Annotated in this window: 18 protein-coding genes; 10 read left to right on the top strand and 8 right to left on the bottom strand. The window is 61.0% G+C overall.

Going from position 1 to position 16,793, the window contains the following annotated elements; genetic code table 11:
- Positions 1-16: 16 nt before the first annotated feature.
- Both ACA043_RS17925 and ACA043_RS17920 read right to left on the bottom strand, forming a co-directional pair.
- Positions 17-1,054, bottom strand: a complete 1,038-nt coding sequence (locus tag ACA043_RS17925) for an AraC family transcriptional regulator (protein WP_187678422.1) — start codon at positions 1,052-1,054, stop codon at positions 17-19.
- 8 nt (positions 1,055-1,062) lie between these two features.
- Positions 1,063-1,977 carry a GGDEF domain-containing protein gene (locus ACA043_RS17920; RefSeq protein WP_187678421.1) on the bottom strand — a complete coding sequence of 305 codons (915 nt, stop codon included), beginning with the start codon at positions 1,975-1,977 and terminating at the stop codon, positions 1,063-1,065.
- 404 nt (positions 1,978-2,381) lie between these two features.
- Here ACA043_RS17920 and ACA043_RS17915 point away from each other — a divergent pair, with 404 nt between their 5' ends.
- From ACA043_RS17915 to ACA043_RS17895, 5 genes are all read left to right on the top strand, one after another.
- Complete coding sequence (locus ACA043_RS17915) at positions 2,382-4,925, top strand: TonB-dependent receptor (RefSeq protein ID WP_497657581.1); 2,544 nt, start codon at positions 2,382-2,384, stop codon at positions 4,923-4,925.
- 60 nt (positions 4,926-4,985) lie between these two features.
- Entirely contained in the window at positions 4,986-6,890 is a 1,905-nt protein-coding gene (locus ACA043_RS17910) for a phytase (RefSeq protein ID WP_497657580.1), read from the top strand.
- Between the two features lie 91 nt (positions 6,891-6,981).
- Positions 6,982-7,692 carry a protein TolQ gene (tolQ, locus tag ACA043_RS17905; RefSeq protein WP_497657579.1) on the top strand — a complete coding sequence of 237 codons (711 nt, stop codon included), beginning with the start codon at positions 6,982-6,984 and terminating at the stop codon, positions 7,690-7,692.
- A 13-nt stretch (positions 7,693-7,705) separates the two neighbouring features.
- Positions 7,706-8,152, top strand: a complete 447-nt coding sequence (gene tolR / locus ACA043_RS17900) for a protein TolR (protein ID WP_497657578.1) — start codon at positions 7,706-7,708, stop codon at positions 8,150-8,152.
- Entirely contained in the window at positions 8,149-8,946 is a 798-nt protein-coding gene (locus ACA043_RS17895) for an energy transducer TonB (protein ID WP_497657577.1), read from the top strand. Before tolR ends, ACA043_RS17895 begins: the two co-directional genes overlap by 4 nt.
- A gap of 39 nt (positions 8,947-8,985) precedes the next feature.
- On the opposite strand, the gene ACA043_RS17890 is transcribed toward ACA043_RS17895, so the two are convergent.
- Together ACA043_RS17890 and ACA043_RS17885 are read right to left on the bottom strand one after the other, a co-directional pair.
- Positions 8,986-9,198, bottom strand: a complete 213-nt coding sequence (locus tag ACA043_RS17890; RefSeq protein WP_497657576.1) for a YXWGXW repeat-containing protein — start codon at positions 9,196-9,198, stop codon at positions 8,986-8,988.
- A gap of 41 nt (positions 9,199-9,239) precedes the next feature.
- Complete coding sequence (locus tag ACA043_RS17885; RefSeq protein WP_187678414.1) at positions 9,240-9,563, bottom strand: YXWGXW repeat-containing protein; 324 nt, start codon at positions 9,561-9,563, stop codon at positions 9,240-9,242.
- A 214-nt stretch (positions 9,564-9,777) separates the two neighbouring features.
- On the opposite strand from ACA043_RS17885, the gene ACA043_RS17880 reads away from it, so the two are divergent.
- The gene (locus ACA043_RS17880; protein WP_497657575.1) at positions 9,778-10,464 is read left to right on the top strand and encodes a GNAT family N-acetyltransferase; all 687 of its coding nucleotides are present in this window, start codon (positions 9,778-9,780) and stop codon (positions 10,462-10,464) included.
- A gap of 69 nt (positions 10,465-10,533) precedes the next feature.
- Here ACA043_RS17880 and ACA043_RS17875 read toward each other — a convergent pair whose 3' ends face one another.
- A complete protein-coding gene (locus ACA043_RS17875) occupies positions 10,534-10,974 on the bottom strand; it encodes a hotdog fold domain-containing protein (protein WP_497657574.1) in 441 nt (146 codons plus the stop codon).
- A 161-nt stretch (positions 10,975-11,135) separates the two neighbouring features.
- Between ACA043_RS17875 and ACA043_RS17870 the strand changes: the two genes are divergently transcribed.
- Entirely contained in the window at positions 11,136-11,768 is a 633-nt protein-coding gene (locus ACA043_RS17870) for a TetR/AcrR family transcriptional regulator (RefSeq protein ID WP_497657573.1), read from the top strand.
- A 312-nt stretch (positions 11,769-12,080) separates the two neighbouring features.
- On the opposite strand, the gene ACA043_RS17865 is transcribed toward ACA043_RS17870, so the two are convergent.
- Positions 12,081-12,455, bottom strand: a complete 375-nt coding sequence (locus tag ACA043_RS17865) for a DUF6124 family protein (protein WP_497657572.1) — start codon at positions 12,453-12,455, stop codon at positions 12,081-12,083.
- Positions 12,456-12,913: 458 nt separating this feature from the next.
- On the bottom strand, positions 12,914-13,855 hold the full coding sequence (locus tag ACA043_RS17860) for a class I SAM-dependent methyltransferase (RefSeq protein ID WP_497657571.1): 942 nt from the start codon (positions 13,853-13,855) through the stop codon (positions 12,914-12,916).
- A gap of 199 nt (positions 13,856-14,054) precedes the next feature.
- On the opposite strand from ACA043_RS17860, the gene ACA043_RS17855 reads away from it, so the two are divergent.
- The 3 genes from ACA043_RS17855 (at position 14,055) to ACA043_RS17845 (ending at position 15,923) form a co-directional block, all read left to right on the top strand.
- Complete coding sequence (locus ACA043_RS17855; RefSeq protein ID WP_401267657.1) at positions 14,055-14,468, top strand: response regulator; 414 nt, start codon at positions 14,055-14,057, stop codon at positions 14,466-14,468.
- A gap of 76 nt (positions 14,469-14,544) precedes the next feature.
- Complete coding sequence (locus tag ACA043_RS17850; RefSeq protein WP_489881004.1) at positions 14,545-15,213, top strand: HAD family hydrolase; 669 nt, start codon at positions 14,545-14,547, stop codon at positions 15,211-15,213.
- Between the two features lie 110 nt (positions 15,214-15,323).
- Positions 15,324-15,923 (top strand): DinB family protein, encoded by a 600-nt coding sequence (locus ACA043_RS17845; protein WP_187678491.1) that lies wholly within the window; start codon positions 15,324-15,326, stop codon positions 15,921-15,923.
- Here ACA043_RS17845 and ACA043_RS17840 read toward each other — a convergent pair.
- Positions 15,838-16,764: a LysR substrate-binding domain-containing protein gene (locus ACA043_RS17840; protein ID WP_497657570.1), complete on the bottom strand. Its 927-nt coding sequence runs from the start codon at positions 16,762-16,764 to the stop codon at positions 15,838-15,840. The genes ACA043_RS17845 and ACA043_RS17840 overlap by 86 nt on opposite strands.
- Positions 16,765-16,793: the final 29 nt, after the last annotated feature.

Here is a 16,793-nt window from a genome sequence, read left to right as displayed (position 1 = left end):
CAGGTTATGCACAGAATCAATGGCTGCCGAACAACTGGCGGATGAGATTCGGTGTGCTGCCGGTCCAGCGCTTGAAGGAGCGCCGGAAGTTCGCCGGATCACTGAAACTCAGGTAATCGGCCACTTCCTCGTTGCTCAGCCCTTTGACCTGATACAGGTACAGCGCGACGTGTTTGCGCACCAGATCCACTTGTTGCTGGAACCCGGTGTCGTGTTTTTGCAGTTTGCGTTTGAGGGTGGCCGGGCTCATGGCGAATGCCTGCGCGGCTTGTTCCAGACTCGGCGGCTGGCGGACTTGATCTTGCAAGTGGCGGTACAGGCAATCGGTGAAGCTTTCGGCAAACCCCAGTTGCTCGATCTGCCGCACGGCTTCCTGACGGGCGACCTGGCCGGCAGTCGCCGAGGCGTCGGGCCAGGGCCGGGCGAGAAACTCGCGGGGAATGCGCATCAAGTCCAGCGGGCGTTTGAACTGAGTCTGCTCGCCCAGATGCACCCAATATTGTTCGACGTAACGCGGCTCGGCATGGCTGAAACTGCATTCCCATGGCAGGCGCTCGCCGCTGAGCCACTGACTCATGGCCACCAGTGACGTCATGCCCGCTTCCAGCAAAAACCGCCATTGTTCGCCGGCACCGCAACTGTCCAGCCAATAGACGTACGCAAAGCGCTCATCCAGCAGCAGGCGCGGCGTCATCAGCGGACTGAGCAGGGCTTGTTGCTGGACCAGCGTATCGAGCGCCTGATGCAGGTTTTGCGCGTGACGCAAGGCGTGGCTGGCGGCGCCGTAGTGACCGGGCAGCAAGCGCTGGCCGAAGAGGAAGCTGCTGTCATCGGCGTCGAGCAAGCGGCGACTATTGTCGATCAGGCCGAGAAACTGCTGCGGGCTGAGGCGCGTCTGGCCGGCCAGAATGTCTTCATGGAACAGGCCTGTACCGCGCAAAAGACGATGGCTGTCGATATCGCGAGACAGGGCCAGATCGATCAATGTCGCGGGTTGGTAATGCCCGGGGATGAAGCGACTGTCGGCTTCGTACCAAGTGGATTTAACGGTCATGGTCGGCCTCAGGCGCTTTTGGCTAAGGGTGACTTGGCGCGGGCCAGTGCCAGGTTTAGGCGTTTGAGCAGCACTTCGGGCGTCTCGTCCAAGGCCATGACCGCCGCCGTGCTGGCCGCCAGTTGCAGGCGTTCGCCATGCTGTCGGGTCTTGTGCGCCAGGGCGTGTACGGCGGCTTGCAGCTCTTGCGCGAGCAGTTGCGCCTGACGCTCGCCGGTGTTGGGCAGCAACACCACAAAGCGATCACCGGCCAATCGGCAGAGCAAATCCTGACGGCGCAGATTGAGCAGCAGCAAATGGCTGAGGGCCTGCAACACCGCGTCCCCCTCGGCATGTCCGTAGGCCTGATTGATCGCGGCAAAGTTGTCCAGATCCAGCACCAGCAATGACAGCGGTTGCTGGTGCGCGATGCTCTCGCCAAGGCTGTCGGCCAGTTGCCGCTTGAGATAGTCGGCACCGCCCAGCGGGGTGAGCTTGTCGAACAGCCGATGCTCGCGGAACAGCCGCTCGCGTTTTTCCATTTGCGCGCTGATCGCCAGTTGCTCGCGGTGCCAGTGATAGATACCGATGGTCAGCAGAATCATGCCCACCGGCATCGGCCCCGACTCCAGCCAGTGATCCCAGGTGATGCTGTCGGGCAGGCGGATGAACTCGTCGAGGCTGTCGATCCACCAGGAAAAGAAGATGCAGCTCAGGCCCAGCGCCAGGTAATTGGTCACGCGCCCGGCCGGACGACTTTTCAGTACCAGCCCCAGCCAGACCAGTGCCAACAGCGCCGAGCCGCCTTCGCCGATGATGTCCAGCCAGACCCATTCACTGAATGACTTCAGGTCGCCGCAGGCCAGATGCAGAAGCAGACCGAGGTTGGCCGCCAGCAGCAGTGCAGCGAGTTTCCAACGGTGAGGTTTGAGCACTGAGAACATGGCCGCGATCCTTTGGCGAAGAAGCAATGCGCGTCAGCACAGCAGATGTTTGTGACAGCCGGGTGACGCCGTGGGGAGGTCGAATCAGCTCATCGAGGCGGGTGATTTTTTTCGCAAAACACCACCGACCCTGTGGGAGCGAGCCTGCTCGCGAAGGCGGTGGGTCAGCAAACGCATTGTGAATGACACACCGCCTTCGCGAGCAGGCTCGCTCCCACAGGAGACGATGGTGGTTTGAAGAGGTCATTTCAGCTCATTTGTCCCCGCAGTACCCGCGAAACCCCGGGTTTACGGGCTCTGCCGCCACGTCCTGTCACAGAAGCGTCATCCGTCGCCCCTAGCTTGCCCTCTCAGTTGCTGGGCCATTTGCCTGGCCTGACCGGACTCTTTGGGGGAGAACAATCATGTACCAGCGCAGCAGTCATCCGCGCAGCGGCACCGTCGGGCTCTTCAGTTTCGCCCTGACCGCATTGGCCATGGCGATGGCCAGTGAGCGCCTGCACGCCGCCGACGCCACCGCCAATGTCGAGCACGTCGAAGTCGTCGGCCAGGCCGCCAGCATTGACTCGGCGCTCAAGCAGCAGCGCCGCTCCGACAGCATCGAAAGCGTGGTGCATGCCGACGGCGTGGCGCAGTTGCCGGACGAAAACGTCGCTGAAGCGGCGCAGCGTTTGCCGGGCATCAGCGTTGAACGTGATCAGGGCGAAGGACGGTTTGTCAGCGTGCGTGGCCTGGGGCCGGACCTGAACAGCGTGACCATCAACGGCACGCTGGTGCCGTCGCCGGAAAGCGAACGCCGCGCCGTAGCCCTCGATGTGTTGCCCTCGGAGCTGGTGCAGTCGCTGTCGGTTATCAAAACCCTGACCCCGGACATGGACGCCAACTCGCTGGGTGGCACGGTCGACGTCAGAAGCCTCTCGGCCTTCGATCACAAAGGCCTGTTCTATACCGGCGGCACCGAAGCCAGCTACGACAAGAACAGCCACCAGACCAGCCCGAAATTTTCCGGCGCAATCAGTGACCGTTTCAGCCTCGGCGACGGCATCGACAACTTCGGTGTGGCTGCCGCGCTGAGCTGGCAGAAGCGCGATTTCGGTTCCGACAACGTCGAAACCGGCGGCGCCTGGGATTTCCAGCGCGGTGCGCAATTGGAAGAGTTCGAACAGCGTGACTACGACATCAGCCGCGAACGCACCGGTGGCGGCCTGAACTTCGATTACAAGCCCGACGACCTGAGCAGCTATTACCTGCGCACCCTCTACAGCCGCTACAAGGACAGCGAAACCCGCAACTCCACCAGCCTCGAATTCGCCGAGCCGCAAGCCGCCGGCATACTGGGCGACGCGGAAGGCTCACGCAAACTGAAGCAGCGTGAAGAAACCCAGGAAATTCAGTCCTACGTGTTCGGCGGCGAGCGCATGTTCGGTCTGTGGACTCTCAGCGGCCAGGCCGGTTACAGCCGCTCCAGCGAAGACAGCCCCGGCCACATCGCCAATGCGGCGTTCGCGGGCAATGACGATTTCAGCGACAGCGGTTTCTACAGCAACGACAAGCCACGGCCGATCATTGGCCAAGGCTTCTACGACGCCAACAACTTCAGCCTCGACAAGGTCGACTGGGAAAAGCAGAACACCAAGGACACCGAGAAAAACCTGCGCCTGGATCTGGCCCGTGACTATGACTTGAGCGGCTATGCGTCTCAGGTCAAGTTCGGCGGCAAAGTCAGCCGCCGCAACAAGGACAACGACCTCGACGCCTGGGTCTACGAGGACTTCGATGACCTCGGCTTTAGCGACGATCAACTCAACCTCAGCCGCTTCGCCAAGGGCTCGGTGGATTATCGTCTCGGCCAGTTCGGACCGGGCATCAGCGGCAGCGCGATCAAGAACCTGATCGGCGGGCTCAACCGCGACGACTTCTATGACGAGACCGAATCGACCGTCAACGACTTCAAGATGCGTGAGGACATCAACGCCGGCTACCTGATGAACACGATCGACATCGACGACTGGCGCTTCATCGCAGGTCTGCGTTACGAGGGCACCGAGTTCGAAGCCAAAGGCACTGGCGCCACTGACGACGACTTCGAGGCGACCGAAACCAAGCGTCGTTACCACCACTGGCTGCCGGGCCTGCACGCACGCTATCAACTGGACAAAAACACCCAGGTTCGCGCGGCGTGGACCAAATCCGTGGTGCGCCCGACCTTTGGCCAACTGGCGCCGGGTTTTGTCATTGATGACGACGAGGCAACGTTCGGCAACCCGGACCTCAAACCGCTGGAGTCGAGCAACCTCGACCTCGGTATCGAACACTACATGGGGCATGCCGGTACGGTGTCGGCGTTCGTGTTCTACAAAGACATCAAGAACTTCGTCTACAACACCGACCTGGCCGGCACGGGCGCCTGGACCGATTTCTCCGAAGCGAACACCTTTGCCAACGGCGACAGCGCCAAACTCTATGGCCTGGAGTTGGCCTACTCACAGAAATTCGACTGGCTGCCGGCGCCGTGGAACGGCTTGCTGCTGGGTGCCAACACCACCTTCAGCCGCTCTGACGCCGAGATCGAAGGCTTCGACGCGGCCAGCGGGCGCAACCGCAAACGCAGCATTGATCTGCCGAGCCAGTCCGACACCGTGGGCAACCTGATGCTCGGCTGGGAGAACGACAAGGTCAGCCTGCGCCTGTCGGCCAACTACAAATCCGACTACCTCTACGAGTTGGCCTCGATCAACGACAAGGCCCACGACCTGCATGTCGATGCGCAAACCTTTGTCGATTTCAGCGCGCGCTATTCGCTGAGCAAAAACCTGCAACTGAGCTTCGAGGCGCAAAACCTCACTGACGAGCCGTACTTCGTATCCACCGGCCACCGCTCCTACAACGGCCAGTACGAAGAGTACGGCCCGACCTACAAGCTCGGTCTGACCTTCACCCACTTCTAAGCCTCGGAGGGCGGCCGGGTGCCGCCGTCGATCCATGCACGACAAGGATTCTGCCGGTTCATGAGTATTTCTTTGCGACATAAAAATTGGCTGTTGGGCGCACTGATCGCGCTGGCTGCCGGCCAGACGCTGGCCGCCACACCAAGCCTGACGCTCACCCCTTGGGCGCCGAAACTGAAGCTTGAAGAACTGAGTTTTTTACCGGGTGACCTGCGCCTTGGCGTCAGTCCCGTCAACGGCCTGTTGTTACTTGATGACCAAGGCGCGGAGCTGGCGCACCTGAAGGGCTCTTTCAGCAGTCTGGACAGCCGCGCCGATGATCGCCGGGTGTGGGTGGCCAGCCTCGACAACGCCAACCAGCAGGCACTGGTGGTCGGACTTGATCCGGTCAAGCGCACCTGGGGCACGCCGCTGCATTTGCCCGCGCGGGATTTTGCGGTCAACGGCGTGTGCCTGTATCGCGATGACGCCGACAACCTGTTCGTGTTTCTGGTGGGCGAGGAGGGCAAGGGCGAGCAATGGCTGGTGGGCAAGGGCGCGAAGCTGAACGCGCAGGCGCAACGGGTGCGCGGTTTGCCGCTGCCACCGTCGGCGAAGTTCTGCCGGGTCGATGACGCCGCGCATCAGTTGGTGGTCAATGAAGAGAATGTCGGCTGGTGGACTTACCCGGCGCAGGCTGAAGGCGATGTAACGCGTTCGCCAGTGGCCATGCGTGAACCGTTCGGCCAGATCAAAGCCGAGGCGGGCGCCGTCGCGCTGGTGCCTGGCGGCATTGTCGGCCTCGATCCGAAAGCCGCGCAATTGCATCTGTTTCAGCAACAGGGTGAGCGCTGGACGGTGCAGGCAACGTTGCCTGTGCCTGGCCTGAAAGAACCGGAAAACCTCGCCCTGCGCGAAACCGCCAAAGGCCTGCAAGTGTTGATCCGCGACGATGATGATGGCCGTGTCTATCAAGGCGATCTCGACTGGCGCGCGACACCGTTGGCATTGCCGCCAGTGCTGCCGAGCGTCGCGGCGCAAGTGCAGAGCGACCCGGTGGCACGCCAGGGCGATGCGGCGGACGATCCGGCGATCTGGGTGCATCCGCAGCAGCCATCCCTCAGCCGCGTGCTCGGCACCAACAAGAAGCAAGGTCTGCTGGTGTATGACCTGCAAGGCAAATTGGTGCAGGAGTTGCCGGTCGGGCGTTTGAACAACGTCGACGTGCGACCGAACTTCAAACTCGGCGAGCAGACCGTCGATCTGGCGGTGGCCAGCCATCGCGATCACAACAGCCTCAGCCTGTTCGCCATCGACCGCCGCAGTGGCGAGTTGCGCGACATCGGCGAAGTGCCAACGCCACTCAAAGACATCTACGGCATTTGCCTGTTCCAGCCCGCCAGCGGCGAGATCTACGCGATCGCCAACGACAAGGACGGCACCTTCCTGCAATACCGCCTCGATGCGCCGAACGGCAAGGTGCAGGGTGAGTTGGTGCGCCAGTTCAAAGTCGACAGCCAGCCCGAAGGGTGTGTCGCCGACGACCAGCGTCAGCGCCTGTTTCTCGGTGAAGAGGACGTCGGCGTCTGGGCCGTGGATGCCCGCGCCGATCAGCCTGCGACCCTCGCCAGTGTGATCAAGGTCGGTGGCCCGTTGCATGCCGATGTCGAAGGTCTGGCGCTGTATCAGAGCGCGGCGCGCGACTATCTGGTGGTGTCCAGCCAGGGCAACGACAGCTATCTGCTGCTGGATGCCGAACCGCCATTCGCCGTGCGCGGTGCGTTCCGGGTTGGCCTCAACGCGGATGCAGGGATAGACGGTGCCTCGGAAACCGACGGTCTGGAAGTCACTTCAGCCAACCTCGGCGGGCCGTGGGGCAAAGGCTTGCTGGTGGTGCAGGACGGCCGCAAGCGTATGCCCGAGCAAAGTCAGAATTTCAAGTTCGTGCCGTGGGATGAAGTCACCCAGGCGCTGAAGTTGCCCTGATCCGTCATCAATCGGTCATTTGTTTTTCATCGAATAGCGACGCGGTCGACGTCTCTGGCGGCGACCGCCATTGCCCACAAGGAGTTTCACCATGCAGGCCACACTCGAACACATGACAATCTGGGGGCTGATCAGCGATGCGAGCCTGTTGGTCAAGGCCGTGATGCTCATTCTGCTGCTGGCGTCGATGCTCAGTTGGTATCTGATCGTGCTGCGCAGTCGCGTGCTGCAACAACGCGAGCGACGCCTGAATGATTTCGTCCAGCGTTTCCGCCACACCCCGGAGTTGTTGCCGCTGTATCGCGAGTCGGCGCAGGTGTCGGTGGCCGAGGCTGGGATCGAGCCGATTTTCAATGCCGGATTTGCCGAGTTCAATCACCTCAACCGGCACGCTGACGGCAACGCCGGTGCGGTGCAGGAAGGCGTGGAACGCGCGCTGCACGTCGCCATCAGCGAGCAGGAAGTGCAACTGGAAAAGGGCCTGCAGTTTCTCGCCACGGTCGGTTCGGTCAGCCCTTACATCGGCCTGTTCGGCACCGTGTGGGGGATCATGAACTCGTTCCTCGGTTTGTCTCAGGTGCAACAAGCGACGCTGTCGACGGTGGCGCCGGGCATTGCCGAAGCGTTGATCGCCACGGCCATCGGCCTGTTCGCGGCGATCCCGGCGGTCATCGCCTACAACCGCTTTTCGGCACGCAGCCAGACTTTGCTCACCCGTTACTACGCCTTTGGCAACGAGCTGCAAGTGCGCCTGCATCGGCAATTGCACGGCTCGCCGTTGAACCTCGCCGCTGCGGCTTGAAAGGAGAAACACGATGCTAGTCAGGCCGCAACGCAAGCACGGGCCAAAGGCCGAAATGAACGTGGTGCCGTACATCGACGTGATGCTGGTACTGCTGGTGATTTTCATGGTCACCGCGCCGATGCTCACCCAAGGCGTGAAAGTCGAACTGCCGAAGATCGCCAGCGAAGCCCTGGCTACCGACACGCGCCAGCAAATCCTGACGTTGTCGGTGAAAGCCGAGGGTGGTTATTACTGGAATCTGGGCGGCGAACTCGACACCCAACATCAGACCGACAGCGCCGTGGCCCTTGATGAAATGCGCGCCAAGGTCGAGCAGATCGTTGCGCTGCGGGCTGACACGCAGGTGTACATCCGCGCCGATAAGGACGCCGGTTACGGCAGTGTTGTGGCGGCCATGGCGGCGTTGCAACAGGGTGGTGTCACTAACCTCGGGCTGGTGACCGAGGCCCCGCAATGACGGCGATGATCATGCACAGTCCTGCAACGATTTCAGTGCCGATGCCGCGCAACCCTTTCTGGCAACACAGCCTCGCGGCGACGCTGGCGGTGGCCTTGCACGTCGTGGTGCTAGTGCTGCTGATCAACGCCTGGTCGCCGCCGATCCCGCAGGTTCCGCCACCTCGGGTGCTGACCACGCAATTAGTGATGTTGGCACCGCCCGTCGCGCAACCTCCCGCGCCTGAACCGACGCCTGCACCGGTCATAGAGCCGGTGGCGGCGGCGCCGGTCGAACCCGTCAAGCCAAAGGTCGAGCCAGCACCGCAAACGCAAAAAATCGAACAGGCGGCCTTGGCGCGCAAGCGAGTGGAAGAGCGCAAACGCGAGCAACTGGCCGAGCAACAACGCGAGCAAGCGCGCAAGCGTGAAGATGACGCCGCCCGGCAACGTCTGGCGCAGCAACAGGCTGCGCAGCAACAGGCCGCCCAGGCCCAACAGCAGGCGCAGCAGGCCGAACGTGCGCGCCAGCAAGCGCTGGCCGACAGCCGCCAATACCTGCCGCTGAGCAAAGAAGCGCCGGAATATCCGGAGCGGGCACTGGATAAAAACATCGAAGGTGATTGCTCCGTGGAATACACGGTCAACCCGCAAGGCCGGGTCGAAAACCCCAAGGTGCTGGACGGCTGCCATCCGTTGTTTATTCGCCCATCGATGGCCGCGGCGCAAACCTTCCGTTATCAGCCGCGGATCATCGACGGCGTCGCCGTGTCAGTGCCGGCGGTGCGCAATACCTTTCACTATCGGATCAAGTGAATGCGGCGGCGCCACCGCGGTGACGCCAGTCCTCAACGATCAATACGCCCGCCAGTGCCCCGGTACCCAGCGCCATTGATTACCGGTCCAGCGGTGGTGGCCGGCGACCCAGTGATAACCCGGTGCAGGCATGACCGGCACGACTTCCACCAGCGGCGGTGGCCGATGCGGCCGGGCCGGCGCGACGACGCAGCCGGACAGGGTGATGGCGACCAGCGTGGCGGCGAGCAGGGATTTAACGGTTTTCGACATGATGGTGTTCCCGCAAAGTGATCAGTGCAGGCGCGTGGCAATCAACGCACCCAGTGCCCTTCAACCCAGAACCAGTTCGGCCCTCGTGCCTGCCAGTGCCCCGGTTTCCAGTGCGCGTTGTACCGCACCGGTTGCCAGTGACCGGGCATCCACACATAACCACGTCCTTGCCAGCGCCAATGGCCCTGGTCCCAGACATAGCCGTGACGCGGGCCGGGCATCACTTCCATGCGCATAGGCGGTGGGGCTTGCTGGACGATCACCACTTGTTGGGCAAACACCGGGCCGCTGGCCAGCGCTGCCAGGGTCAACGGCACCAGCAGCCAGGTTTTTCGCCATTTGGACAGCGAACGCAAAACGCTCATGACAACTCCTCAAGGCCTGCGTCGGAAAGTGAACGCAGCTGAAGAATTGGATGCCAAATCCGCAAAAAATCCTGTTTGCCGTAGATGAAATTTTTTTCAGGCACAACCCTGCGGGAACGTAAGGGCTCGGCCACATTCGATTTGTCGTTGCCGATACAGGCGAAGTCAGCCCACAAGGTATGATGTCGCGGTTTTCCGCCGGAGGTCGCTCGTCATGCCACGCATCACCCACTACAAAACCCCATGCCCCGAAGGCGTCAACAGCCAGATTCTGCAGATGGTCGTCGACTACCTGACCGACATCAGCGCCGTGGGGCTCGGCCCGAGCAACCTGTTGTACAACGTCTATCAGTACGCGGTCGGCTATGAGGTGCATCTGTATCTGGAAGCGTTGAATGGCGAGAAGGGCACTGATGTGGAATTGCTGGTTGCCACCGATGACGACGACCCGGAGCAAGTCGTCGGTTTCCTGTTGTACCTGCCGGTGCAGGGCGATTGGGAGGCGTGCAGCGTCGCTTACATGGCCGTGCGCGAAGGGCGTCGGCGTCAGGGCGTGGCGCGGGCAATGATCGCTGAAATGGTCGGGCGTTATCCCCACACCGAACTGGCCTGCACTGTCGGCAAAGTCCCGTATTTCGAGGCACTGGGCTTTGAAGTGATCGGCCAGCGCGAGACGCAAGTGCTGATGAGTACGCGGCATTACCGCAGCAACGGCTTGCATGGGTTCATCGACACCATGCCGATCTACCGTTCGCTGGAGGTGCAGCAGATCCACACCTATCTGTTACAGAAAAACGGCAAGCGCGCCATGCTCGATGCCGAGAAGCAGCGCGACAGGCATCTCGATCAAACCACCCGTCACACCGAGGAATTTGTCCGCCAACGGCTGACCGTTCACTGATCAGCCATAGGCATCCCGAAAGCCCTTGTTGCGAGTCCGGCAGCAGGGGCTTTTTTGTGGCCGCAGTGTTCAGGCAAGTTTCACGTTCATGGTGATCCGCGCCGTGAACACGTGTTTGCCCTCGGTATCGTGAATGTCCACGGTGACGATCTTGTCGCCTTCGCTCTGCCAATCGACGCCGTCGCCAGTGGCCACAGCCGTTACATCGGTTTTCGCCTTGGCCAGGTATTCCACGGTCATGCCTTTGGGAATCCAGCGGGCGCCGGCTGGGATCGAGACGTCAGTCATCATCCCGGCCGCGAGTTCCGCCGCGTTGCACATGGCGATCGCATGCACGGAGCCCAAATGATTGGTGATCTCGCGGCGAAACGGCACTTGCACTGTCGCGGCATTCGCGCGCAACTCGGTCACCAGCGGGTTGATGCTGCTGAAGTACGGCGCAACCTGGCAGGCCATCTGGCTGAAGGCCTGAGGGCCTGCGCTGTTGAACATGCTGAGAAACTGGCTCATGGAGAAACCTCAATGGAAGCGTTTTGCGGAATTATGTTCCGTTACAGAATATAGTTCTGTAACGGAACGGTATTCTGTCTGTGGGAAATCTGTCAACCTAGGCGCGTTTTTGCCATAGGCACGGCGTGCCTTTTCAACTCCATATTTCAGGCTTGAGCCGCATGGACACCGCAGATTTACTTGAACGCAGCTACCCGGGCCGCCGGGCCGAACTCAAGCGCGATATTTTTCGCAAGGCCCTGAGCCTGTTCAACGAGCAGGGCATCGAAGCCACCACCATCGACATGATCCGCGCCGAATGCGATACCAGCGTCGGTGCGATCTACCACCATTTCGGCAACAAGGAAGGCCTGGTGGCGGCGCTGTTCTTTACCGCCCTTGAGGATCAGGCGCGCCTGCGTGACGCCTATCTGGAGGCGGCAAACACCACTGAAGAAGGCGTGCAGGCGCTGGTATTCAGCTATGTCGATTGGGTCGAGCGCCAACCGGAATGGGCGCGGTTTCAGTACCACGCGCGGTTTGCCGTGACCAAGGGCCCGTTCAAGGAAGAATTGGCCGAGCGCAACAAGACGCGCAATGTGCGTCTGCGTGAGTGGCTGGCCGAGTCCGGGCGCGCCGCTGAACTCAAGGCGCTGCCTGCCGAACTGTTGCCGTCGCTGATCATCGGCCAGGCCGACAGTTATTGCCGAGCCTGGTTGGCAGGAAGGGTGAAGGGCAGTCCAACGGCGTATCGCGAGTTGCTGGCGCAAGCGGCGTGGCAGTCTATTCGCAGTGACAACGAACCTTCGCGCTGATTTTCGATTACAGCGGGGCGAAGGTTCTGAGTTCGACGTTGCTGCCGGAGTCGGAGTTGCGTGATCCCGGGCAGCAACTGAATGTCGCTCGAGAGCTCGGCACCCAAATGGCCACATCCTTTTCCTGGACAGCACTCTTGAGTTGGCGTGAATCAATTATGGCGAGGGAGCTTGTGGAATCGTCGCACCGTCCGCTCGGCGACGCAGTTGTCGCAGAACCGGTGAATGCGGTTTGTCTGGCAAACCGCATTCACCGGTTTTGGGGTCGCTTCGCAACCCATCGGGGATAAATCCCCTCACTACAGGGGTTGCTTAGGGTTGCAGTTCTACGTGATCGAGGGCCTGGTTGACGGCCAGTTCACCCAGCATCACGATTTGGGCGATGCCCAGAGCGGTTTTGCGATGTGAGGGCGGCAGCGCGGCGGCGAAGTTGTTGAGCATTTCGCTGGCCGAGCCGAGGGTTTCGCTGGCGTTGGCCAGCAGGGATTCGGTGTTGTACCTGGGGTTGGCGAAGTACATGGACTCCGGCTCGTTGGCGTTGGAGATGATGCCGGCACCGGGATTGAGGTAGTAATCGAGGGCGCGGTCGGCGGCTTCGTGGAGTTTTTTGCTGTCGACTGAGACGTAGGGAGATGTGGTGTCGGTGGTGGCTTTTGATTCTGGCGGGTTGGGTGTTGGTTTTTTCATGGTGTTCTTCTCTCTCTAAGCTGTGGAGCTGGTCCATTCGGCTTCCGGTCGAATGGGTGGCAGCTGTACGCAAGGCTGGAAACCCGGGGAGCAGAGAAACCCGGACGACCCGAAGGTCCCCCACGCACAGCCGCCATAACAAAGTGCACACCAAAAAGGTGCGCAATCATACGTCATGAATGGCGCTTTTGCGTTCTGCAGTCCCACGGGGTTTCCAGTCCCGGTCGCTGAATTGGCAGCGACGAGCACAGGCTAGAGACCTGGCGTCCGACGGACAACCTGAAAACATTGTGGGAAGGTTCTGCAAATTCGAAACAACCTTTAAACATCCCGAATTGAAATACGCAGGAAGCTGCGGTGGGTTGCGATCTTTTGATTTGGTTTTTAAAGGGGCAAGATCAAAAGATCGTCCGATCGCGGCCCGAGCCTGCGGCAGCTCCACAGGGGATATTGTTGTGTCAGTGAGTGCGTTGGAAGACCAGGGCCTTCAGGCCGCTTTCGGGATCTATGTCAGGAAACTCCGGCGGGTTCTCCAACCGCTGCTCGAAGCGCAGACTCGGCGCTTCCTGCGTCACGCCATCAATCAAAAAGTCTGAACCGAACGCCGGATCATTCATGCACGCCAGCACCACACCGTCAGCGGTCAGCAGTTCCGGCAAACGGCGCAGTACGCGCTGGTAATCCTTGGTCAGCAGAAAACTGCCTTTCTGGAACGACGGCGGGTCGATGATCACCAGGTCATACGGGCCGCTGTTGATCACCTTGCCCCAGGACTTGAACAGGTCGTGGCCAAGGAAGCTGACTTTGCTCAGGTCATGCCCGTTCAACCGATGATTGTCGCGTCCACGGCTCAACGCTGCGCGCGACATGTCCAGGTTGACCACATGGCTGGCGCCCCCCTCGATAGCCGCGACGGAAAAACCGCAGGTGTAGGCAAACAGGTTCAGCACGCGCTTGCCGGTTGCCTGTTCGCGCACCCAATTGCGCCCGTAACGCATGTCGAGAAACAGCCCGGCGTTCTGCTTGCGACCGAGATCGACGCGGTACTGCAAGCCGCCTTCGACGACGGTCATTTCGTCGATCTCTTCACCGACCAGCCATTGTGCGGTGCTCTGCGGCAGATAACGGTGCTGGATTAACAGGGTATGCGCGCCGGCCTGTTGCCACTCATTCGAACCGCTGATGTCCAGCAGTAAACGTTTGAGGTCTTCAAGCTGTTCAGGCGCCGGCTCCTTGAACAACGACACCAGCACCACGCCTTGCAGCCAGTCCACGGTCAACTGCTCCAGCCCCGGCCAGCAACGTCCGCGGCCGTGGAACAGACGGCGGGTCTCGCTCGGTGCCGCCGCGAGCGCGGGCAGCAAATGGGCGTGGAGGGTGGCGAGGGCTTCAGGGTTCATCGGTCACGGTCGGCAAGCAAAAGGGCGGGCATTTTAACCACAATTACGCTCTCGCGAACGCCTGTCGCCAATGGGCAAAAACGACTTTTCGGAAAACACCTGTATCAAAAATGAATTTCTGCAGAACCCGCCGCTCATACCAGATAAGCAGCGGATTCAAGCCGCTAAATCGTTAATGCAATTCAGGGAGTGCAGTTCCATGTGCCCAACACCGACGGCGGACACGCACCTTCCTGACGGATTGATTCTGGTGGTCGAGGATGATCCGTTGATTCTGGAGTTTCTCTGCGAAATTCTTCAGGAGGAAGGTTTCAGGGTTGCGCCGCAGACCAGTGCTGACGCCGCATCACAATATTTGGAGGAGCATGCGCCGGAAGTGGCGTTGCTGCTGACTGATATCACCATGCCCGGCACCCTCAATGGTGCGGATCTGGCCAATCTGGTTGGCGACCGCTGGCCGGACAAACCGGTGATGGTCATGTCCGGCTATGAAACGCCGGAGACGTCCGGGGTCAAGTACCCCGTGGCGTTTATCAAAAAGCCCTGGGCCATCGGTCAATTGCTCGACTGCGTGGTAGGTGCGCTGAAGTCCAAGGCGCCGCTTCTGCACTGAAGCACTGGGTTCGTCGGTCAGGCAGATGCTACATTGCCCGACCAACCTGACTGCCATTGCCAGAGGATGCGACCCTTTGTCTGCTCACGATTGTGTTTTTGACCGCGCGTTCGGCGCGTTCCTGTTCGACATGGACGGCACCGTCCTCAATTCCATCGCCGCCGCCGAGCGGATCTGGTCAGCCTGGGCCGTGCGGCATGGCGTGGACGTCGAATCGTTTTTGCCGACCATTCATGGCGCGCGGGCCATCGACACCATCAATCGCCTGAACTTGCCGGGAGTGAATGCCGAAGAACAAGCGGCGTTCATCACCGAGGCGGAAATCGGCGACGTTGAAGGCATTGTCGAGATTCCCGGTGCGGCAGCGTTTCTCAAGCGCCTGCCCGCCGAGCGCTGGGCCATGGTCACCTCGGCGCCGCGGGATCTGGCCTTGCGGCGGATGGCAGCGGCGGGCATTCCCGAGCCTGCGGTGATGATCACTGCCGAGGATGTGAAGGCCGGGAAACCCGATCCGTCCGGTTATATTCTGGCCGCCAAACGCCTGGGACTTGAACCGCGCGACTGCCTGATTTTCGAAGACGCTACCGTCGGCATCCAGGCCGCCGAAGCCGCCGGCGCGCCGCTGATGATCATCACCACGACGCACCAGCATCCACTCGAAACGTCGCATGCGACATTGGCCAGTTACGAGGCGATCAGCGTCAAAGTCGACAGCGCCGGTCAGCTTCACCTGCACAAGACCTGACACACCACGATTGCTGTGGGGTAGATCGTGACCGACGATCAGGCCCCACGGCGCCCGCGCCAACTCGGGCTATCCTAGGCTCAGCCTTTTTGTGCCTGCGGAGCCTAATGATGATCAACCTGGCCACTGCCCACCTGTTCGCTGATTACAAATCCTGGGCCAATCAACGCCTGTTCGACAGCCTCCAAGCACTGCCTCCTGAGGAAATCACCAAGGAGCGCAAAACGATCTTCAAGAACCTGATCGGCACCTTGAACCACATCTACGTGGTTGACCGCATCTGGCAGGCGCACCTTGAGGGGCGAGACCATGGCTTTCAGTCTTCCCATGATCTGGTGCACGCCGATCTCGGCGAATTGCGCCAGGCCCAGCAGGACGTCGATCGCTGGTATAGCACCTGGAGCCAGCAACAGACCGAGGCTTCACTCAATCGCGAGATCGATTTCAAGTTCGTCTCCGGCGACGGCGGCAGCATGAACGCCGGGGCGATTTTCCTGCATGTGATCAACCACAACAGCTATCACCGTGGCTGGGTGATCCAGATGTATTTCGAGATTCCGCAGATGCCGCCGATGACCGATCTGCCGGTGTATCTGCGCGAGGTCGACCCGAATTTCAAAGCGTTCAGTGCGCCTCCAGCGGCAGCGGAGCCGACATGTGATGGGCAATCAGCGAGCGCAACCAACGTTCCGCAGGGTCGTTGTCGTTAACACCGTTCCAGACCATCGACAGCTCCGAGGGGACGATGTCGAACGGCGGGTCGTCGGCACGCAAACCGTTGCTGCCTTCAACCAGTGCACACGCCGCAAAGTCCGGCACGGTGGCGAGCATGTCGGTGCCGGCGAGAATCGCCCGTAACCCGGCGAATTGCGGCACTGCCAGCACCACGCGACGGCTGCGATTGACCCGCGCCAGATCGTTGTCGATGGCCCCGCCCAGGTCCCCGGAAAACGACACCAGCGCATGCGGGCGCTCGCAGTAATCGTCGAGGGTCAGCGCACCGGGACGGTCGTCGGCACGGAGGATCTTGCAGCGTAAATCGCGCAGCTTTTTCCGCTTGGCGTTGGCCGGCAGTTCGGTGGTGTAACTGACGCCCACGGAGATTTCCCCGGTGGCGAGCATTGACGACATCAACAGAAAATTCACCCGGCGGATCACCACCACCACGTTCGGTGCTTCTTCGCGCAGCTGTTTGAGCAGCGGCGGCAGCAGGCCGAATTCCGCGTCGTCGGTCAGACCGATGCGAAACACGTCACGGCTGGCCAGCGGGTCGAAATCCTTGGCGCGGCTGACGGCACCCGAGATGGTGTCCATCGCCGGTTGCAGCTCCTTGAGGATCGCCAGCGCCCGTTGCGTGGGTTCGAGGGTGCGGCCGTTGCGCACCAGCAGCGGATCGTCGAACAGATCGCGCAGACGGGCGAGGGAAGCGCTGACCGCCGGTTGGCCGAGGAACAGTTTTTCCCCGGCGCGGGTCAGGTTCTTTTCGAACATCAGCGTTTCGAAAATCACCAACAGGTTCATGTCGACGCGGCGCAGGTCGTTACGGTTCATGCCCAAAGCCTCCGATGTGCGGATTCTTC

Source organism: Pseudomonas sp. LBUM1648, assembly GCF_059716145.1.
This window is presented reverse-complemented; position numbering and strand designations above follow the sequence as displayed.